Raw genomic sequence first — 17,858 nt, forward strand, 5'->3', positions numbered from 1 at the left:
TTGGATATGAGCAATTTCTTGACCTTTGAGTCAGAAAAATATTGACCAGCTGGACAGCTCTTGCTTAGAGTCCGCCCAACAACAATAAAACCATTGCGAGGCCATCCCCGTGATCCAGTTTCTCGTCAACCAGGAGCTGCGTAGTGAGCATGCCCTGGACCCGAACATGACGGTGCTGCAGTACCTGCGCGAGCACCTGGGCAAACCTGGCACCAAGGAGGGCTGCGCCAGTGGTGACTGCGGCGCCTGCACCGTGGTGGTCGGCGAACTGACCCAGGACGACCAGGGCAACGACAGCCTGCGCTACCGCAGCCTCAACTCGTGCCTGACCTTCGTTTCGTCGCTGCACGGCAAGCAACTGATCAGCGTCGAAGGCCTCAAGCACCAGGGCCAGCTGCACACCGTGCAACAGGCCATGGCCGATTGCCATGGCTCGCAGTGCGGCTTCTGCACCCCCGGTTTCGTGATGTCGCTGTTCGCCCTGCAGAAGAACAGCAGCGGCCCCGACCTGCACCAGGCCCAGGAAGCCCTGGCCGGCAACCTGTGCCGCTGCACCGGCTACCGGCCGATCCTCGACGCCGCCGAGCAGAGCTGCCGCCAACCCTGCCGCGACCAGTTCGATGCCCAGCAGGCACAGACCATCAGCCGCCTCAAGGCCATTGCGCCAACCCAGACCGGCGAGTTGAACAGCGGTGACAAGCGCTGCCTGGTGCCACTGACCGTGGCCGACCTGGCCGACCTGTACAGCTCGCACCCCGAAGCGCGGCTGCTGGCCGGCGGTACCGACCTGGCCCTGGAAGTCACCCAGTTCCACAAGACCTTGCCGGTGATGATCTACGTCGGCCATGTGGCCGAGCTCAAGCGCATCGAGAAAACCGCCAGCCACCTGGAAATCGGCGCCGCCACCCCGCTCACCGACTGCTACGGCGCACTGAACGAGGAATACCCGGACTTCGGCGCCCTGCTGCACCGCTTCGCCTCGCTGCAGATCCGCAACCAGGGCACCCTGGGCGGCAATATCGGCAACGCTTCGCCAATCGGCGACTCGCCACCCCTGCTGATTGCCCTGGATGCGCAGATCGTCCTGCGCCAGGGCGAGCGCCAGCGGGTGATGCCACTGGAAGACTACTTCATCGACTACCGCATCACTGCCCGCCAGGACAGCGAGTTCATCGAGAAGATCATCGTGCCGCGCGCCACCAGCGATTGGGCGTTCCGCGCCTATAAAGTGTCCAAGCGCCTGGACGATGACATTTCCGCCGTGTGCGGCGCCTTCAACCTGAGCATCGAAGACGGCGTGGTCAGCGGTGTGCGCATCGCCTTCGGCGGCATGGCGGCAATCCCCAAACGGGCCCGTGCCTGCGAAGCGGCGTTGCGCGGCAAGCCGTGGAACCAGGCTGCCATCGAGCGTGCCTGCCAGGCCCTGGCGGAAGACTTCACCCCGCTCAGCGACTTCCGCGCCAGCAAGGAATACCGCCTGCTGACCGCGCAGAACCTGCTGCGCAAGTACTTCATCGAACAGCAAACGCCGTACATCGAAACCCGGGTGACCGCTTATGTCTAACCATCACGTAGCCAAGAGCCAGGCCGAGATGGCCGAACTGTTCAGCCAGGACCTGACCACCGGGGTCGGCCGCAGCGTCAAGCACGACAGCGCCGACAAGCATGTGTCCGGCGAGGCGGTGTACATCGACGACCGCCTGGAATTTCCCAACCAGCTGCACGTCTATGCACGCACCGCCGACCGCGCCCACGCGCGCATCCTGCGCATCGACACCACGCCGTGCTATGCCTTCGAGGGCGTGCGCATCGCCATCACCCACGAAGACATCCCCGGCCTCAAGGACATCGGCCCGGTGGTAGCCGGCGACCCGCTGCTGGCCATCGACAAGGTCGAGTTCTTCGGCCAGCCGGTGCTCGCCGTGGCCGCCCGCGACCTCGACACCGCACGCCGTGCGGCCATGGCCGCCATCGTCGAGTATGAAGACCTGGAGCCGGTGCTGGATGTGGTCGAAGCATTGCGCAAGAAGCACTTCGTGCTCGACAGCCACACCCACCAGCGTGGCGATTCCGCTGCTGCCCTGGCCAGTGCCCCGCACCGCATCCAGGGCACCCTGCACATTGGTGGCCAGGAGCACTTCTACCTGGAAACGCAGGTTTCCTCGGTGATGCCCACCGAAGACGGCGGCATGATCGTCTACTGCTCCACGCAAAACCCCACCGAAGTGCAGAAACTGGTCGCCGAAGTACTCGACGTGCCAATGAACAAGGTGGTGCTGGACATGCGCCGCATGGGTGGCGGTTTTGGTGGCAAGGAAACCCAGGCCGCCAGCCCGGCGTGCCTGTGCGCCGTGGTCGCGCGCCTGACCGGCCAGCCGACCAAGATGCGCCTGCCACGGGTCGAAGACATGACCATGACCGGCAAGCGCCACCCGTTCTACGTCGAGTACGACGTGGGCTTCGACGACGACGGGCGCCTGCACGGCATCAACTTCGACCTGGCCGGCAACTGCGGCTACTCGCCCGACCTGTCCGGTTCGATCGTCGACCGCGCCATGTTCCACTCCGACAACGCCTACTACCTGGGCGATGCCACCGTGCACGGCCACCGCTGCAAGACCAACACCGCCTCCAACACCGCCTACCGCGGCTTCGGCGGCCCGCAGGGGATGGTCGCCATCGAGCAGGTGATGGACCACATCGCCCGCCACCTGGGCCGCGACCCGCTGGCGGTGCGCAAGGCCAACTACTACGGCAAGACCGAGCGCAACGTCACCCACTACTACCAGACCGTCGAGCACAACATGCTCGAAGAGATGACCGCCGAACTGGAAGCCAGCAGTGACTATGCCGAGCGCCGCGAGTCGATCCGCCGCTTCAACGCCAACAGCCCGATCCTGAAGAAGGGCCTGGCGCTGACCCCGGTCAAGTTCGGTATCTCGTTCACCGCCACCTTCCTCAACCAGGCCGGTGCGCTGATCCATATCTACACCGACGGCAGCATCCACCTGAACCACGGTGGCACCGAGATGGGCCAGGGCCTGAACACCAAGGTGGCACAGGTGGTGGCACAGATCTTCCAGGTCGATTTCAGCCGCATCCAGATCACCGCCACCAACACCGACAAGGTGCCCAACACCTCGCCGACCGCAGCCTCCAGTGGTGCCGACCTGAACGGCAAGGCGGCGCAGAACGCTGCCGAAATCCTCAAGAAGCGCCTGACCGAGTTCGCCGCGCGGCACTACCAGGTGACCGAGGAAGACGTCGAGTTCCGCAACGGCCATGTGCGCGTGCGCGACCAGATCGTCAGCTTCGAGCAGCTGGTGCAGCAGGCCTACTTCGCCCAGGTGTCGCTGTCCAGCACCGGCTTCTACCGCACGCCGAAGATCTACTACGACCGCAGCCAGGCACGTGGCCGGCCGTTCTACTACTTCGCCTTCGGCGCCGCCTGCGTGGAAGTGGTGGTCGACACCCTGACCGGCGAATACAAGATGCTGCGTGCCGACATCCTGCACGATGTGGGTGATTCGCTGAACCCGGCCATCGACATCGGCCAGGTGGAAGGCGGCTTCATCCAGGGCATGGGCTGGCTGACCACCGAAGAGCTGGTGTGGAACGCCAAGGGCAAGCTGATGACCAACGGCCCGGCCAGCTACAAGATCCCGGCAGTGGCCGACATGCCGCTGGATCTGCGGGTAAAGCTGGTGGAGAACCGCAAGAACCCGGAAGACACCGTGTTCCACTCCAAGGCCGTGGGCGAGCCGCCGTTCATGCTCGGCATCGCTGCCTGGTGCGCGATCAAGGACGCCGTGGCCAGCATCGCCGACTACCGCGTGCAGCCACAGGTGGATGCGCCGGCGACGCCGGAGCGGGTGTTGTGGGGTTGCGAGCAGATGCGCAAGGCATTGGCAGCAGCGCAACCTGCCGAGCCGGAGCTGGAAACCGTCACTCACTGAGGTTGGGTGGGCGCCTGTTCGGGCCCTATCGCCGGCAAGCCGGCTCCCACAGGTACTGCACCGCTGGCAAGCCCTGTGTTGTACCTGTGGGAGCCCGGCTTGCCGGCGATAGGGCCAGTACAGGCCACCTGAAATGAGGATCTGCATCATGCACCAATGGATCAACGCCCTCGCCGACCACCAGTCCCGTGGCGAAGCCTGCGTGCTGGTTACCATCATCGAGGAACGCGGCTCGACCCCGCGCAATGCCGGCTCGAAAATGGTCGTCAGCGCCAGCGGCCTGTTCGACACCATCGGCGGCGGCCACCTGGAATACAAGGCACTGCACATCGCCCGGCAGATGCTCGAAGAGCACCGCACTACCCCGCACCTGGAGCGCTTCAGCCTCGGTGCCAGCCTTGGCCAGTGCTGCGGCGGCGTCACTGTGCTGCTGTTAGAACCCATGGCCGCGGTGCAGGCGCAGATCGCGGTGTTCGGCGCGGGCCATGTCGGCCGGGCTCTGGTACCCTTGCTCGCCGCGCTGCCCTGCCGGGTGCGCTGGATCGATTCGCGCGAGCAGGAGTTCCCTGCCCTGATCCCCGACGGGGTGACCAAGGTGGTCAGCGAGGAGCCGGTCGACGAAGTGGCAGACCTGCCGCCAGGCTGCTACTGCATCGTCATGACCCACAACCACCAGCTCGACCTGGAACTGACCGCCGCCATTCTCAAGCGCAACGACTTCACCTGGTTCGGCCTGATCGGCTCGAAGACCAAACGGGTCAAGTTCGAGCACCGCCTGCGCGAGCGCGGCTACGACGATGCCGTGATGGCGCGAATGCGCTGCCCGATGGGCCTGGCCGAGGTCAAGGGCAAGCTGCCCATCGAGATCGCCGTGTCCATCGCCGGTGAAATCATCGCCACCTACAACGCCTGCTTCGGCCAGCACGACGCTGCCGCCAATGCCGGCCCCATTGCCCAGTTGCTGCCGCCTTCCCGGCGCAGCCAAGCCATTTGACGAGTGTGTTATGACCGTTACCCGCAAAGCCTACCGTGCCGCCATCCTGCACAGCATCGCCGACCCGGCCGAGGTGGGCCTGGAGGCTTCCCATGAATACTTCGAGGACGGCCTGCTGGTAGTCGACGACGGCCGCATCCGCGACGTTGGCCACGCCGCCGAACTGTTGCCGACCCTGGACGCCGATATCCCGGTCGAGCACTACCAGGACGCGCTGATCACCCCGGGCTTCATCGACACCCACATCCACTTCCCGCAGACCGGCATGATCGGCTCCTACGGCGAACAGCTGCTGGACTGGCTGAACACCTACACCTTCCCCTGCGAAAAGCAGTTCGCCGACAAGGGCCACGCCGACCAGGTGGCGAAGATCTTCCTCAAGGAACTGCTGCGCAACGGCACCACCACCGCCCTGGTGTTCGGCAGCGTGCACCCGGAGTCGGTCAATGCCCTGTTCGAGGAAGCCGAGCGCCTGGACCTGCGCCTGATCGCCGGCAAGGTGATGATGGACCGCAACGCCCCGGACTACCTGACCGACACCGCCGAGTCCGGCTATGCCGAAAGCAAGGCACTGATCGAGCGCTGGCACGGCAAGGGCCGACTGCACTATGCAGTCACCCCGCGCTTCGCCCCGACCAGTACGCCTGAGCAGCTGACGCTGGCAGGCCAACTGCTCAAGGAGCACCCGGGCGTTTACATGCACACGCACCTGTCGGAAAACCTCAAGGAAATCGATTGGGTCAAGTCGCTGTTCCCCGAGCAGAAGGGTTACCTGGACGTATACGACCACTTCGAGTTGCTGGGCGAACGCTCGGTATTCGCCCATGGCGTGCACCTGTGCGATGACGAATGCCAGCGCCTGGCCGAAACCGGCTCGGCCGTGGCCTTCTGCCCCACCTCCAACCTGTTCCTCGGCAGCGGCCTGTTCAACCTGCCCCAGGCCGAGCGCTTCAAGGTCAATGTGGGCCTGGGCACCGACGTTGGCGCCGGCACCAGCTTCTCGCTGCTCAACACCCTCAATGAAGCGTACAAGGTGATGCAGCTGCAGGGCGCGCGCCTACACCCGTACAAGTCACTGTACCTGGCCACCCTCGGCGGCGCCCGCGCGCTGCGCCTGGACGACCGCATCGGCAGCCTGCGCCCGGGCAACGATGCCGACTTCGTGGTACTGGACTACAAGGCCACGCCACTGCTGGACTACCGCATCCAGCAGTCCAACAGCATCGAGGAGACCCTGTTCGTGCTCACCACCCTCGGCGACGACCGCACCGTGCGTGAAACCTACGCCGCAGGGCGTTGCGTGCACCAGCGCTAAGGTTCTTTTGCCAGGCCCCGGTACAGTGCGCCGCCGATCGCAGCACCAATCAGCGGCGCCACCCAGAACAGCCACAGCTGTTGCAGGGCCCAGCCACCGACGAACAAGGCCGGCCCCGTGCTACGCGCGGGGTTGACCGAGGTATTGGTCACCGGGATCGAGATCAGGTGGATCAGGGTCAGGGCCAGGCCGATGGCGATCGGTGCAAAACCCGCTGGCGCCCGAGCGTCGGTGGCGCCCATGATCACCACCAAGAACATCGCCGTCATCACCACTTCACTGACAAAGCCCGCCCCGAGCGTGTAGCCGCCGGGCGAGTGGTCGGCGTAGCCGTTCGAAGCCAATCCCGCAGACAGCTCGAAACCTGCCTTGCCGCTGGCAATGAGGTAGATCACACCTGCCGCCAGGATGGCGCCGATCACCTGGGCGATCACGTAGGGCAACAGCTCTTTGGCCGGGAAGCGCCCGCCCACCACCAGCCCGAACGACACGGCGGGGTTGAGGTGGCAGCCGGAGATATGGCCGATGGCGAAGGCCATGGTCAGCACGGTGAGGCCGAAGGCGAAGGCGACGCCGAGTACACCGATGCCAATGGGGGAACTGGCGGCGAGTACCGCACTGCCACAGCCGCCAAGCACCAGCCAGAAGGTGCCGACAAGCTCGGCGCCCATGCGTTTACCGAGGGACATGCTCATGAGTCCATTCCTCAAGAAGTTGAACGCAACGAATGCGCAAGCCCAACTGCTTGATGAAGGTTTGCTCACAAGAATTTAGCAGACCTTTGATCAATGACCAGACATGGCCGTGCTTCTTGTGGGAGCGGGTTTACCCGCGAAGAAGGCAACACGGTGTATGGCACCGGCTGCGCCGGTGTTCGCGGGTGAACCCGCTCCCACAACGGCGCACTACGTTCACTTAGGCAAACGATCAACCCTTGACCGATACCTTGGGCTTTTTCAGCAGATGCGAGAACACCGCATGCAGATCGTCCGAGGCACTCTCCTCGTCCAGGTTCAGCTTGCTGTCGATGTGGTCCATGTGGTGCATCATCAGGCTCACCGCCTGCTCGGCATCGCGCGCCTCGATGGCATCGATCAGCTGCATGTGTTCGTCATACGAGCAATGCGAACGGTTGCCGCTTTCGTACTGGGCAATGATCAGCGAGGTCTGCGACACCAGGCTGCGCTGGAAGCTGACCAGCGGCGCATTACCTGCGGCCTCGGCCAGCTTGAGGTGGAATTCGCCGGAAAGACGAATGCCGGCACCGCGGTCACCACGGGAGAAGCTGTCGCGCTCCTCACGCACCATCTGCCGCAGCTCGTTGAGCTGCTCGAGGGTAGCGTGCTGCACGGCCAGTTCGGTGATGGCCCGTTCGACCATGCGCCGGGAGAAGAACACCTGGCGGGCCTCTTCCACCGTCGGGCTGGCCACCACCGCGCCGCGGTTCGGCCGCAACAGCACCACGCTTTCGTGGGCCAGGCGCGACAAGGCGCGGCGGATGATGGTGCGGCTGACGCCGAAGATCTCGCCCAGCGCTTCCTCGCTCAACTTGGTGCCCGGTGCCAGACGCTGCTCGAGGATCGCCTCGAAAATATGCGCGTAGACGATGTCGTCCTGGGTACCACTGCGGCCAGCCTTGCCGGTACGCGCAGGTTTCTTCAGAGGTTGCAGCTGTTCGTTCATGGGCTCTCGAGGCACGAAGGAAAGTATGGCGCCATTGTACACAGGCTGAGCCGTTTCTGCAGGTGGCCTTTTACCTATATAGCCGTTGTACGACGCATTGCGCACACAAAAGATAAAACATTATTTGCATTCTTTGTACACAAAAGCATAATCCACCGAGCAACTTCTTGACCCATAAGTCAACAAACCGGTCAGACGTCTGCCTTCCCTCGCGGAGCCGCCAAGTGCATTGCGCAGGCCCCTGGCTCCATAACAACAAGAAAGACTTGAGGAGTACTCGCTGTGGAAAGCCGCAAATCCGAAGCCCCTACGCTGGATCTTGCCCCACCGCTCGAAACGAGCTGGCTGGAGCGGATTTTCAAACTCAAGCAACACGGCAGCACCGTCAGAACCGAAATGATCGCCGGGGTGACCACCTTCATCACCATGGCCTACATCATCTTCGTCAACCCCAACATCATGGCCGACGCCGGCATCGACCACGGTGCCGCCTTTGTCGCCACCTGCATCGCCGCCGCGCTGGGTTGCCTGCTGATGGGCCTGTACGCCAACTGGCCGGTGGGCCTGGCGCCGGGCATGGGGCTTAACGCCTTCTTCACCTACACCGTGGTCGGCACCATGGGCTACAACTGGGAAACGGCACTGGGCGCAGTATTCGTCTCGGGTGTGCTGTTCATGTTCCTGACCTTGTCGAAAGTGCGCGAATGGTTGCTCAACAGCATCCCGGTCAGCCTGCGCCATGCCATGGGGGCCGGCGTCGGATTGTTTCTCGGGCTGATCGGCCTGAAGACGGCAGGCATCATCGTCGACAGCCCGGCCACGCTGATCAAGCTGGGCTCGCTGCATGAACCGGGGCCGCTGCTGGCTGCGGTGTGCTTCCTGCTGATCGCCATCCTCAGCTACAAGCGGGTGTTCGGGGCGATCCTGATCAGCATCATCGGTGTCACCCTGGCGGGCTGGGGTCTGGGGCTGGTCAAGTTTGGTGGGGTGATGTCGATGCCGCCGAGCCTGGCGCCGACCTGGATGGCCATGGACGTGGCTGGCGTGTTCAACGTCAGCATGATCAGCGTGGTGCTGGCGTTCCTGTTCGTGCACATGTTCGACACCGCCGGCACGCTAATGGGCGTGGCGCAGCGAGCCAACCTGGTGGCACCGGACGGGCGTATCGAGAACTTGTCGAAGGCGCTGAAGGCTGACAGCGCTTCGAGTGTGTTCGGTGCCGTGGTCGGTGTGCCGCCGGTGACCAGTTATGTGGAAAGTGCTGCCGGTGTAGCCGCCGGTGGTCGTACCGGCCTGACGGCGGTGGTGGTCGGCCTGCTGTTCATCGCGGCGATGTTCTTCGCCCCGCTGGCCGGGATGATTCCGGCCTATGCCACCGCCGGTGCGCTGATCTACGTGGCGATGCTGATGATGGGCAGCATGGCGCATATCCACTGGGACGAGGCCACCGACAGCATTCCGGCGATCGTCACGGTGATCATGATGCCGCTGACTTTCTCGGTCGCCGACGGTATTGCCCTGGGCTTCATCAGCTACGTCGCGCTGAAGGCAGGTACCGGCAAGTACAAGGAAATCTCCGCCAGCCTGTGGGTGCTGTGCGCGATCTTCATTGCCAAGTTCGTGTTCCTCTGACCCCTGCTGCACCAACCAAGGGCGCCTCGGCGCCCTTTCTTTATTTCTACAGCCTGTACCGGCCTCTTCGCGGGCTTGCCCGCTCCCACAGGATCACCACAGCCTTCAAACCCGGCGCCGTACCTGTAGGAGCGGGCAAGCCCGCGAAGAGGCCGGTGCAGGCGATACAAAAACAGCAGACGAAAAAAAGCCCGCCAGTGTGAGAGCGGGCCAAAGGACCTACGAAGATTCTTCTAGCGACCAACTAGCTTCCACGATAGGTCGAATAGCTGTACGGCGAGATCAGCAGCGGCACGTGGTAGTGCTCCTGCTGCTCGTCGATGCCAAAGCGCAGCACGACAACATCCAGGAACGCCTGGGCCGGCAGCTGTACACCGCGAGCGCGGTAGTAGTCGCCAGCGCTGAACTGCAGCTGGTAGACGCCGGTACGGTAGTCGTCACCCTGCAGCAGCGGCGCGTCGACACGGCCATCGCTGTTGGTCAGGGCAGTGTTCACCAGCTCCAGCTGCTGGCCTTCGACACGGTACAGCTCGACCTTGATCGAGCTGCCCGGGCAGCCATGCGCGGCATCCAGTACGTGTGTGGTCAAACGTCCCATTGCTTGTCGCCTCTTGTTCAATCTGTGGGCAAAAAATACACGGCCATCATCACGCCAAAGGGCCTGAGATGTGCGGGAATGACGCCATTAAGACATTCCATCGCCAAATTGTACACAATTTTTTGAGCCCTTCTGTCGCACCCGCCGTTTCTTGCCCATAAACGACCCATCGGTCGCAAATACAGGCGCCGTAAAGACGCCAACGTCATTAGCTGACCAATCAGGCAGGTTTCTTGCACTGTTTTTCCAGGTCGCTGCGAGGCGACAAAAGGGAAGAAATGCGGAAAAACAGGCTTACAAAAGATTTCAGAAGTTGTATACAATCAGCCCATCCGGTGGTGCGACATCCCGACGCGGTCCGCCCACCCCCGCACAAACGCACAAGAAGGAAGACTGCAGTGAGCGCTGACTACCCTCGCGACCTGATCGGTTACGGCAACAACCCTCCTCACCCGCAATGGCCGGGCAACGCTCGCATCGCGCTGTCTTTCGTCCTCAACTACGAGGAAGGTGGCGAACGCAACATCCTGCACGGCGACAAGGAGTCCGAAGCATTCCTCTCGGAAATGGTCGCCGCCCAGCCACTGCAGGGCGTGCGCAACATGAGCATGGAATCGCTGTACGAATACGGCAGCCGCGCCGGCGTATGGCGCCTGCTGAAGCTGTTCAAGGACAGCGGCGTGCCACTGACCATCTTCGCCGTGGCCATGGCCGCCCAGCGCCACCCCGACGTGATCCGCGCCATGGCCCAGGCCGGCCATGAAATCTGCAGCCACGGCTACCGCTGGATCGACTACCAGTACATGGACGAGGCCCAGGAGCGCGAGCACATGCTCGAAGCCATCCGCATCCTCACCGAAATCACCGGCGAGCGCCCGCTGGGCTGGTACACCGGCCGCACCGGCCCGAACACCCGTCGCCTGGTGATGGAGGAAGGTGGCTTCCTGTACGACAGCGACACCTATGACGACGACCTGCCCTACTGGGAGCCGAACAACTCTACCGGCAAGCCGCACCTGGTGATCCCCTACACCCTCGACACCAACGACATGCGCTTCACCCAGGTACAGGGCTTCAACTGCGGCGAGCAGTTCTTCCAGTACCTGAAGGACGCCTTCGATGTGCTGTACGCCGAAGGCGCCGAAGCACCGAAAATGCTGTCCATCGGCCTGCACTGCCGCCTGGTCGGCCGCCCGGCACGCCTGGCCGCACTGAAGCGCTTCGTCGATTACGCAAAAAGCCATGACCAGGTCTGGTTCGCCCGTCGCGTGGACATCGCCCGCCACTGGCACGCCACCCACCCGTACAAGAAAGAGAACGCCTGATGACCGCCTTCAACACCCTCAAGCCATCCGCCCTGGGCCGTGACGCCTTCGTCAAGGCATTCGCCGACATCTACGAGCACTCGCCGTGGGTAGCCGAAAAAGCCTACGACCTGGGCCAACTGGGCGAGCTGGACGAGATCGAGGCGCTGCACCAGCGCATGAGCGACATCCTGCTCAGCGCCAACCACGCCGACCAGCTGGCGCTGATCAACGCTCACCCGGACCTGGCCGGCAAGGCCGCCATCCAGGGCGAGCTGACCGAATCGAGCACCAACGAGCAGGCCGGCGCCGGTATTCACCAGTGCACCGCCGAAGAGTTCGCCCGTTTCACCGAGCTGAACGACGCCTACAAGGCCAAGTTCCAGTTCCCGTTCATCATGGCGGTTAAAGGCAGCAACCGGCACCAGATCCTCGCCTCCTTCGAAAAACGCATCCACAACGATGCCGATGCCGAATTCAAGGAAGCCCTGGCGCAGATCAACCTGATCGCCCTGTTCCGCCTGCTGCAGCTGTAAAGCCGCCGCAACGCTTGAGCCTTATCCAGAACAACGAACATAGAAGAGATATCCGCATGCGCACCCTGATGATCGAGCCCCTGACCAAAGAAGCCTTCGCCCCTTTCGGAGACGTGATCGAAACCGACGGCAGCGACCACTTCATGATCAACAACGGCTCGACCATGCGCTTCCACAAGCTCGCCACGGTCGAAACCGCCGAGCCTGAAGACAAGGCGATCATCAGCATCTTCCGCGCCGACGCGCTGGACATGCCGCTGACCGTGCGCATGCTGGAACGCCATCCGCTGGGCAGCCAGGCTTTCATCCCGCTGCTCGGCAACCCCTTTCTGATCGTGGTCGCGCCAGTTGGCGATGCACCTGTATCAGGTTTGGTCCGAGCCTTCCGCAGTAATGGCAGGCAGGGCGTCAATTACCATCGCGGCGTCTGGCACCACCCGGTGCTGACGATCGAAAAGCGGGATGACTTCCTGGTGGTTGATCGCAGTGGTTCCGGCAACAACTGCGACGAGCATTACTTCACCGAGGAACAGATGCTGGTCCTCAATCCCCACCAATAAGAAAAGGTCGGTCATTCAAGGGCATTGCCCGAGCGGGTGACCGGCAAGAGGTACATACTGTGGAAGCACACCTTCACGAATGGCTGAACCTGAGCATTCGCTGGGTTCACATGATCACCGGTGTCGCCTGGATCGGTGCATCGTTCTACTTCGTCTGGCTGGAGAACCACCTGAACCGAAGCAACCCGCGCGATGGGTTGTCGGGTGATCTCTGGGCAATTCACGGCGGTGGTATCTACCACCTGGAGAAATACAAGCTCGCACCCCCGAAAATGCCCGAGAACCTGCACTGGTTCAAATGGGAAGCCTACTTCACCTGGATGTCCGGTATCGCCCTGCTGTGCGTGGTGTTCTACTGGAACCCGACCCTGTACCTGCTGGCCCCTGGCAGCACCCTTAGCGGTGCCGAAGGCGTGGCCATCGGTATCGGCTCGCTGATCGCCGGCTGGTTCATCTACGACTTCCTGTGCGACTCGCCCCTGGGCAAGAAGCCAGCGCTGCTCGGTGCTGTACTGTTCGTGCTGATCATCGCCGCGTGCTGGGGCTTCAGCCTGGTGTTCAGCGGCCGTGGTGCGTACCTGCACACCGGCGCGATCATCGGCACCATCATGGTCGGCAACGTGTTCCGCATCATCATGCCGGCCCAGCGCCAGCTGGTGGCTGCGATCGAGAACAACCAGACCCCCGACCCGGTACTGCCGGCCAAGGGCCTGCTGCGCTCGCGCCACAACAACTACTTCACCCTGCCGGTGCTGTTCATCATGATCAGCAACCACTTCCCGAGCACCTACGGTAGCCAGTACAACTGGCTGATCCTGGCCGGTATCGCAGTAGCCGCGGTCCTGATCCGCCACTACTTCAACACCCGCCACGACAGCAACAAGTACGCCTGGACCCTGCCGGTCGGCGCCCTGGCGATGATCTGCCTGGCCTACGTCACCGGTCCGAAACCGATGGCCGTCAGCCCTGAGCAAGCCGCGGCGAAGGTCGAGTACCAGCCACTGCCTGCGACCGCTGTAGGTGGCAAGACCGCTGCCGAGCAACGCGCCGAGGACGCCGCCCAGGCTGCCGCAGCGCCTGCCACGCCGGCCGAAGCCCCTGCCCAGGCCACCGCCCAGGCTGGCGGCGAGAGCTTCGACAAGATCCACAATGTCATCCAGGAACGCTGCACCGTGTGCCACTCGTCCAAGCCGACCAGCCCACTGTTCAGCGCCGCCCCTGCCGGCGTGATGTTCGACACCCCGCAGCAGATCCAGGCCCAGGCCGCGCGCATCCAGGCGCAAGCGGTCGCCAGCCAGATCATGCCGCTGGGCAACATCACCCAGATGACCACCGAAGAGCGCAAGCTGGTCGGTGACTGGATCGCCAAAGGCGCCCCGGTCAACTGAAACACAATTGTCGGGATAACACCGCCCCCTGTGGGAGCGGGTTCACCCGCGAAGAGGCCGGCACTCCCGGCCTCTGTTTCAAGACATACGCAACAAGCAAGCATCGAGCGCTCAGCCTCAAGCGGGAACCTCAGGCTCTCTTAACCGGAAGCCTGCCGCCTGAGGCCGGCGCTTGGATCCGAGAATAAAAACAAAACTCGAGGTGCTGCATGTCCGAGTCACGCAAGGCGTACATCCCTGTTGCGCCGCCGCGCGAGCCCTTGCCCCTGTTCCAACTGATCCTGGTTGGCCTGCAACACGTTCTGCTGATGTACGGTGGCGCCATCGCCGTGCCATTGATCATCGGCCAGGCCGCCGGGTTGTCCCGTGAAGAAGTCGCTTTCCTGATCAACGCCGACCTGCTGGTCGCTGGCGTCGCTACCATCATCCAGTCCTTCGGTATCGGCCCGGTGGGCATCCGCATGCCGGTGATGATGGGTGCCAGTTTCGCTGCCGTCGGCAGCATGGTGGCCATGGCCGGCATGCCTGGCGTGGGCCTGCAGGGGATCTTCGGCGCGACCATCGCCGCCGGGTTCTTCGGCATGCTGATCGCGCCGTTCATGTCCAAGGTCGTACGCTTCTTCCCGCCACTGGTCACCGGCACGGTGATCACCTCGATTGGCCTGTCGCTGTTCCCGGTGGCAGTCAACTGGGCCGGTGGCGGCCACCAGGCAGATACCTTCGGCTCGCCGATCTACCTGCTGGTGGCCGGCCTGGTGCTGGCGGTAATCCTGCTGATCAACCGTTTCATGCGCGGTTTCTGGGTCAACGTGTCGGTACTGGTGGGCATGGGCCTGGGCTACATCCTGGCCGGCTCCATCGGCATGGTCGACCTGTCGGGCCTGAACGACGCGCCGTGGCTGCAAGTGGTCACCCCACTGCACTTCGGCATGCCGACCTTCAGCCTGGCACCGATCCTGTCCATGTGCCTGGTGGTGGTGATCATCTTCGTCGAGTCCACCGGCATGTTCCTGGCCCTGGGCAAGGTGACCGATCGTGAAGTTACCCCAGGGATGCTGCGCCGCGGCCTGCTGTGCGATGCCGGCGCGTCGTTCATCGCCGGCTTCTTCAACACCTTCACCCACTCCTCGTTCGCCCAGAACATCGGCCTGGTGCAGATGACCGGGGTGCGCTGCCGCTATGTCACCATCGTGGCCGGTGCACTGCTGATCCTGCTCAGCCTGCTGCCCAAGGCGGCCTTCCTGATTGCCTCGATCCCGCCTGCGGTACTGGGCGGCGCGTCCATCGCCATGTTCGGCATGGTCACCGCCACCGGGATCAAGATTCTCCAGGAGGCGGACATCGGCGACCGTCGCAACCAGCTGCTGGTTGCGGTGAGCGTCGGCTTCGGGTTGATCCCCGTGGTGCGTCCGGAGTTCTTCGCCCAGATGCCCCAGTGGATGGAACCCATCACCCACAGTGGCATCGCCATGGCCACGGTCAGTGCCCTGGTGTTGAACGTGCTGTTCAACATCCTTGGTGGTGCCGACCGCGCGGTGCACAACGAAGCCTGTCACCAGCATTGAGCAAGGGGGGCGGCGCACTGCCGCCCCGCCTCGAATTCGCCGTAAACGCTACACCGTCGGCCCGCCGGAATGGGCCGTCCGGGGCGCCTGCGCGCCAAAAAAACCCAACAAAAACAATAAGTCCGGGAACCACAACATGAAACGCATCACCTCGTCCCTCTTGCTGGGCAGCAGCCTGCTGGCCACCCTCCCCGCCCACGCTGGCGAATGGCTGCAGTGGCATGGCGAAAGCCTGACCTACCTGTACGGCAAGGATTTCAAGGTCAACCCACGCATCCAGCAGACAGTGACCTTCGAGCACGCCAACAAATGGAAGTACGGCGATACCTTCATGTTCGTCGACAAGGTCTTCTACAACGGCAAGCCCGACCCGGGCAAAGGCGTCACCTCCTACTACGGTGAGTTCAGCCCGCGCCTGTCGTTCGGCAAGATCTTCGACCAGAAGCTGGCGTTCGGCCCGATCAAGGATGTGCTGCTGGCCATGACCTACGAGCGTGGCGAGGGCGACAGCGAGGCCTACCTGATCGGCCCCGGCTTCGACCTGGACATCCCCGGCTTCAACTACTTCACCCTCAACTTCTACCTGCGCAACACCGAAGGCAGCCGCCCCGGTGACAACGTCTGGCAGATCACCCCGGCCTTCTCGTACACCGTTCCGGTGGGCAAGTCCGACATTCTGATCGACGGTTACATGGACTGGGTGGTCGACAACGATCAGACCCGCCGTGGTACCTACCATGCCAACCTGCAGTTCAACCCTCAGGTCAAGTACGACCTGGGCAAAGCCCTGAACCTGGGCGCCAAGCAGCTGTACGTGGGCATCGAGTACAGCTACTGGAAGGACAAGTACGGCATCGACAGCCAAGGCAATATCGACAGTAACCAGAGCGTCACCAGTGCCCTGATCAAGGTGCACTTCTAGAAAACTGACCAAACGCACAAGTTTGATACACCCCGCTCCAGGACGGAGCACTTGAGGCAAGGCGCGCAAGCCAGTAATCTGCGCGCCCCCTCGATCAGGGCAGAAGGGATTCTGCCTGCGTTTACTGACCGCTCAGTCAATGAATACGGGCGGTTGGCCAACGTGTTGCCAGCCTGAAAGACCCTTTTCATCCGTTCAGAACGAAGTCGAGCAGGAAGGTTTTGCCAGCCCAGGAAAGTTGGCTCAACCCTTGCCAAACAGCTGTGGCCTATCGAAAAAAGCTGACTCGAAAGACAAAAAAGCGCCAACAACGAGCGCTGACAATAGATCAATCAAGGGAGCGACACTCGCAATGCGTACCATCAACAGCCTGATCCTCGCCGGCGGCCTGCTGGCCTGTGGCACCACCTTCGGCGGCGACCTGCTGCAATGGCAGAACAACAGCCTGACCTACCTGTGGGGCAAGAACTTCAAGGTCAACCCGTCGATCCAGCAAACCGTGACCTTCGAGCACGCTGATGGCTGGAAGTACGGCGATAACTTCATCTTTGTCGACAAGATCTTCTACCAAGGCCAGAAAGATGAGGGCAATGGCCCGAATACCTACTACGGCGAAATCAGCCCGCGCCTGTCGTTCGGCAAGATCTTCGACCAGAAGCTGGCCTTCGGCCCGGTCAAGGACGTGCTGCTGGCGATGACCTACGAGTTCGGCGAAGGTGATACCGAGTCGTACCTGATCGGCCCTGGCTTCGACCTGGACATCCCTGGCTTCGACTACTTCCAGCTGAACTTCTACAACCGCACCACCGACGGCAGCCGCGCCGGCGACAACGTGTGGCAGATCACCCCGGTGTGGTCGTACACCATTCCGGTCGGTTCGTCCGATGTGCTGATCGACGGTTTCATGGACTGGGTGGTGGACAACGACGAGAACCGACGCGGCACCTACCAGGCCAACCTGCACTTCAACCCGCAGATCAAGTATGACCTGGGCAAGGCCTTGCACCTGGGCGAGAAGCAGCTATATGTGGGTGTGGAGTACGACTACTGGAAGAACAAGTACGGCATCAAGGATTCCGATGCCTTCACCACCGACCAGAACACCATGAGCTTCCTGCTCAAGGTTCACTTCTGACTTGAAGCGTTGGGGCCGCGCTGCGGCCCATCGCCGGCAAGCCGGCTCCCACCTCGACCGCGCTGCCTTCAGGCCTGTGCAGTAACTGTGGTCCATCGCCGGCAAGCCGGCTCCCACCTCGACCGCGCTGCCTTCAGGCCTGTGCAGTACCTGTGGTCCATCGCCGGCAAGCTGGCCCCAACCTCGACCGCGCTGCCTTCAGGCCTGTGCAGTACCTTTGGTCCATCGCCGGCAAGCCGGCCCCAACCTCGACCGCGCTGCCTTCAGGCC

General features: G+C 62.8%; 15 protein-coding genes. 12 read left to right on the forward strand and 3 right to left on the reverse strand.

What is annotated here, in order from left to right; genetic code table 11:
* Positions 1-109: 109 nt before the first annotated feature.
* The 4 genes from xdhA (at position 110) to guaD (ending at position 6,265) form a co-directional block, all read left to right on the forward strand.
* Entirely contained in the window at positions 110-1,564 is a 1,455-nt protein-coding gene (xdhA, locus tag CAG44_RS03795) for a xanthine dehydrogenase small subunit (RefSeq protein WP_085691620.1), read from the forward strand.
* Positions 1,557-3,956: a xanthine dehydrogenase molybdopterin binding subunit gene (gene xdhB, locus CAG44_RS03800; RefSeq protein ID WP_085691621.1), complete on the forward strand. Its 2,400-nt coding sequence runs from the start codon at positions 1,557-1,559 to the stop codon at positions 3,954-3,956. The genes xdhA and xdhB overlap by 8 nt, the downstream gene beginning before the upstream one ends.
* 148 nt (positions 3,957-4,104) lie before the next feature.
* Positions 4,105-4,950, forward strand: a complete 846-nt coding sequence (gene xdhC, locus CAG44_RS03805) for a xanthine dehydrogenase accessory protein XdhC (RefSeq protein ID WP_085691622.1) — start codon at positions 4,105-4,107, stop codon at positions 4,948-4,950.
* 10 nt (positions 4,951-4,960) lie between these two features.
* Complete coding sequence (gene guaD, locus CAG44_RS03810) at positions 4,961-6,265, forward strand: guanine deaminase (RefSeq protein ID WP_085691623.1); 1,305 nt, start codon at positions 4,961-4,963, stop codon at positions 6,263-6,265.
* Here guaD and aqpZ read toward each other — a convergent pair.
* Together aqpZ and CAG44_RS03825 are read right to left on the reverse strand one after the other, a co-directional pair.
* Positions 6,262-6,960: an aquaporin Z gene (gene aqpZ / locus CAG44_RS03815; protein WP_046615033.1), complete on the reverse strand. Its 699-nt coding sequence runs from the start codon at positions 6,958-6,960 to the stop codon at positions 6,262-6,264. The genes guaD and aqpZ overlap by 4 nt on opposite strands.
* A 232-nt stretch (positions 6,961-7,192) precedes the next feature.
* Positions 7,193-7,948 (reverse strand): GntR family transcriptional regulator, encoded by a 756-nt coding sequence (locus tag CAG44_RS03825; protein ID WP_003259493.1) that lies wholly within the window; start codon positions 7,946-7,948, stop codon positions 7,193-7,195.
* Between the two features lie 282 nt (positions 7,949-8,230).
* Between CAG44_RS03825 and CAG44_RS03830 the strand changes: the two genes are divergently transcribed.
* A complete protein-coding gene (locus CAG44_RS03830) occupies positions 8,231-9,580 on the forward strand; it encodes an NCS2 family permease (protein WP_013973528.1) in 1,350 nt (449 codons plus the stop codon).
* Positions 9,581-9,824: 244 nt separating this feature from the next.
* Here CAG44_RS03830 and uraH read toward each other — a convergent pair whose 3' ends face one another.
* Positions 9,825-10,178 carry a hydroxyisourate hydrolase gene (uraH, locus tag CAG44_RS03840; RefSeq protein ID WP_003259496.1) on the reverse strand — a complete coding sequence of 118 codons (354 nt, stop codon included), beginning with the start codon at positions 10,176-10,178 and terminating at the stop codon, positions 9,825-9,827.
* Between the two features lie 398 nt (positions 10,179-10,576).
* Between uraH and puuE the strand changes: the two genes are divergently transcribed.
* From puuE to CAG44_RS03875, 7 genes are all read left to right on the forward strand, one after another.
* A complete protein-coding gene (gene puuE / locus CAG44_RS03845) occupies positions 10,577-11,503 on the forward strand; it encodes an allantoinase PuuE (protein ID WP_085691624.1) in 927 nt (308 codons plus the stop codon).
* Positions 11,503-12,018 (forward strand): 2-oxo-4-hydroxy-4-carboxy-5-ureidoimidazoline decarboxylase, encoded by a 516-nt coding sequence (gene uraD, locus CAG44_RS03850; RefSeq protein ID WP_025340030.1) that lies wholly within the window; start codon positions 11,503-11,505, stop codon positions 12,016-12,018. Before puuE ends, uraD begins: the two co-directional genes overlap by 1 nt.
* A gap of 56 nt (positions 12,019-12,074) precedes the next feature.
* Positions 12,075-12,578 (forward strand): ureidoglycolate lyase, encoded by a 504-nt coding sequence (locus CAG44_RS03855; protein ID WP_003259500.1) that lies wholly within the window; start codon positions 12,075-12,077, stop codon positions 12,576-12,578.
* Between the two features lie 59 nt (positions 12,579-12,637).
* Positions 12,638-13,966 carry a urate hydroxylase PuuD gene (locus CAG44_RS03860; RefSeq protein WP_085691625.1) on the forward strand — a complete coding sequence of 443 codons (1,329 nt, stop codon included), beginning with the start codon at positions 12,638-12,640 and terminating at the stop codon, positions 13,964-13,966.
* A 209-nt stretch (positions 13,967-14,175) separates the two neighbouring features.
* A complete protein-coding gene (locus CAG44_RS03865; protein ID WP_085593158.1) occupies positions 14,176-15,531 on the forward strand; it encodes a nucleobase:cation symporter-2 family protein in 1,356 nt (451 codons plus the stop codon).
* Positions 15,532-15,667: 136 nt separating this feature from the next.
* Positions 15,668-16,453, forward strand: coding sequence for an outer membrane protein OmpK (locus tag CAG44_RS03870; RefSeq protein ID WP_085593160.1), 786 nt, complete (start codon positions 15,668-15,670; stop codon positions 16,451-16,453).
* 352 nt (positions 16,454-16,805) lie between these two features.
* Positions 16,806-17,588 carry an outer membrane protein OmpK gene (locus tag CAG44_RS03875; protein ID WP_025340033.1) on the forward strand — a complete coding sequence of 261 codons (783 nt, stop codon included), beginning with the start codon at positions 16,806-16,808 and terminating at the stop codon, positions 17,586-17,588.
* Positions 17,589-17,858 lie beyond the last annotated feature (270 nt).

The sequence above is a fragment of the Pseudomonas sp. B13(2017) genome, assembly GCF_002113245.1.
Classification (GTDB): domain Bacteria; phylum Pseudomonadota; class Gammaproteobacteria; order Pseudomonadales; family Pseudomonadaceae; genus Aquipseudomonas; species Aquipseudomonas putida_Z.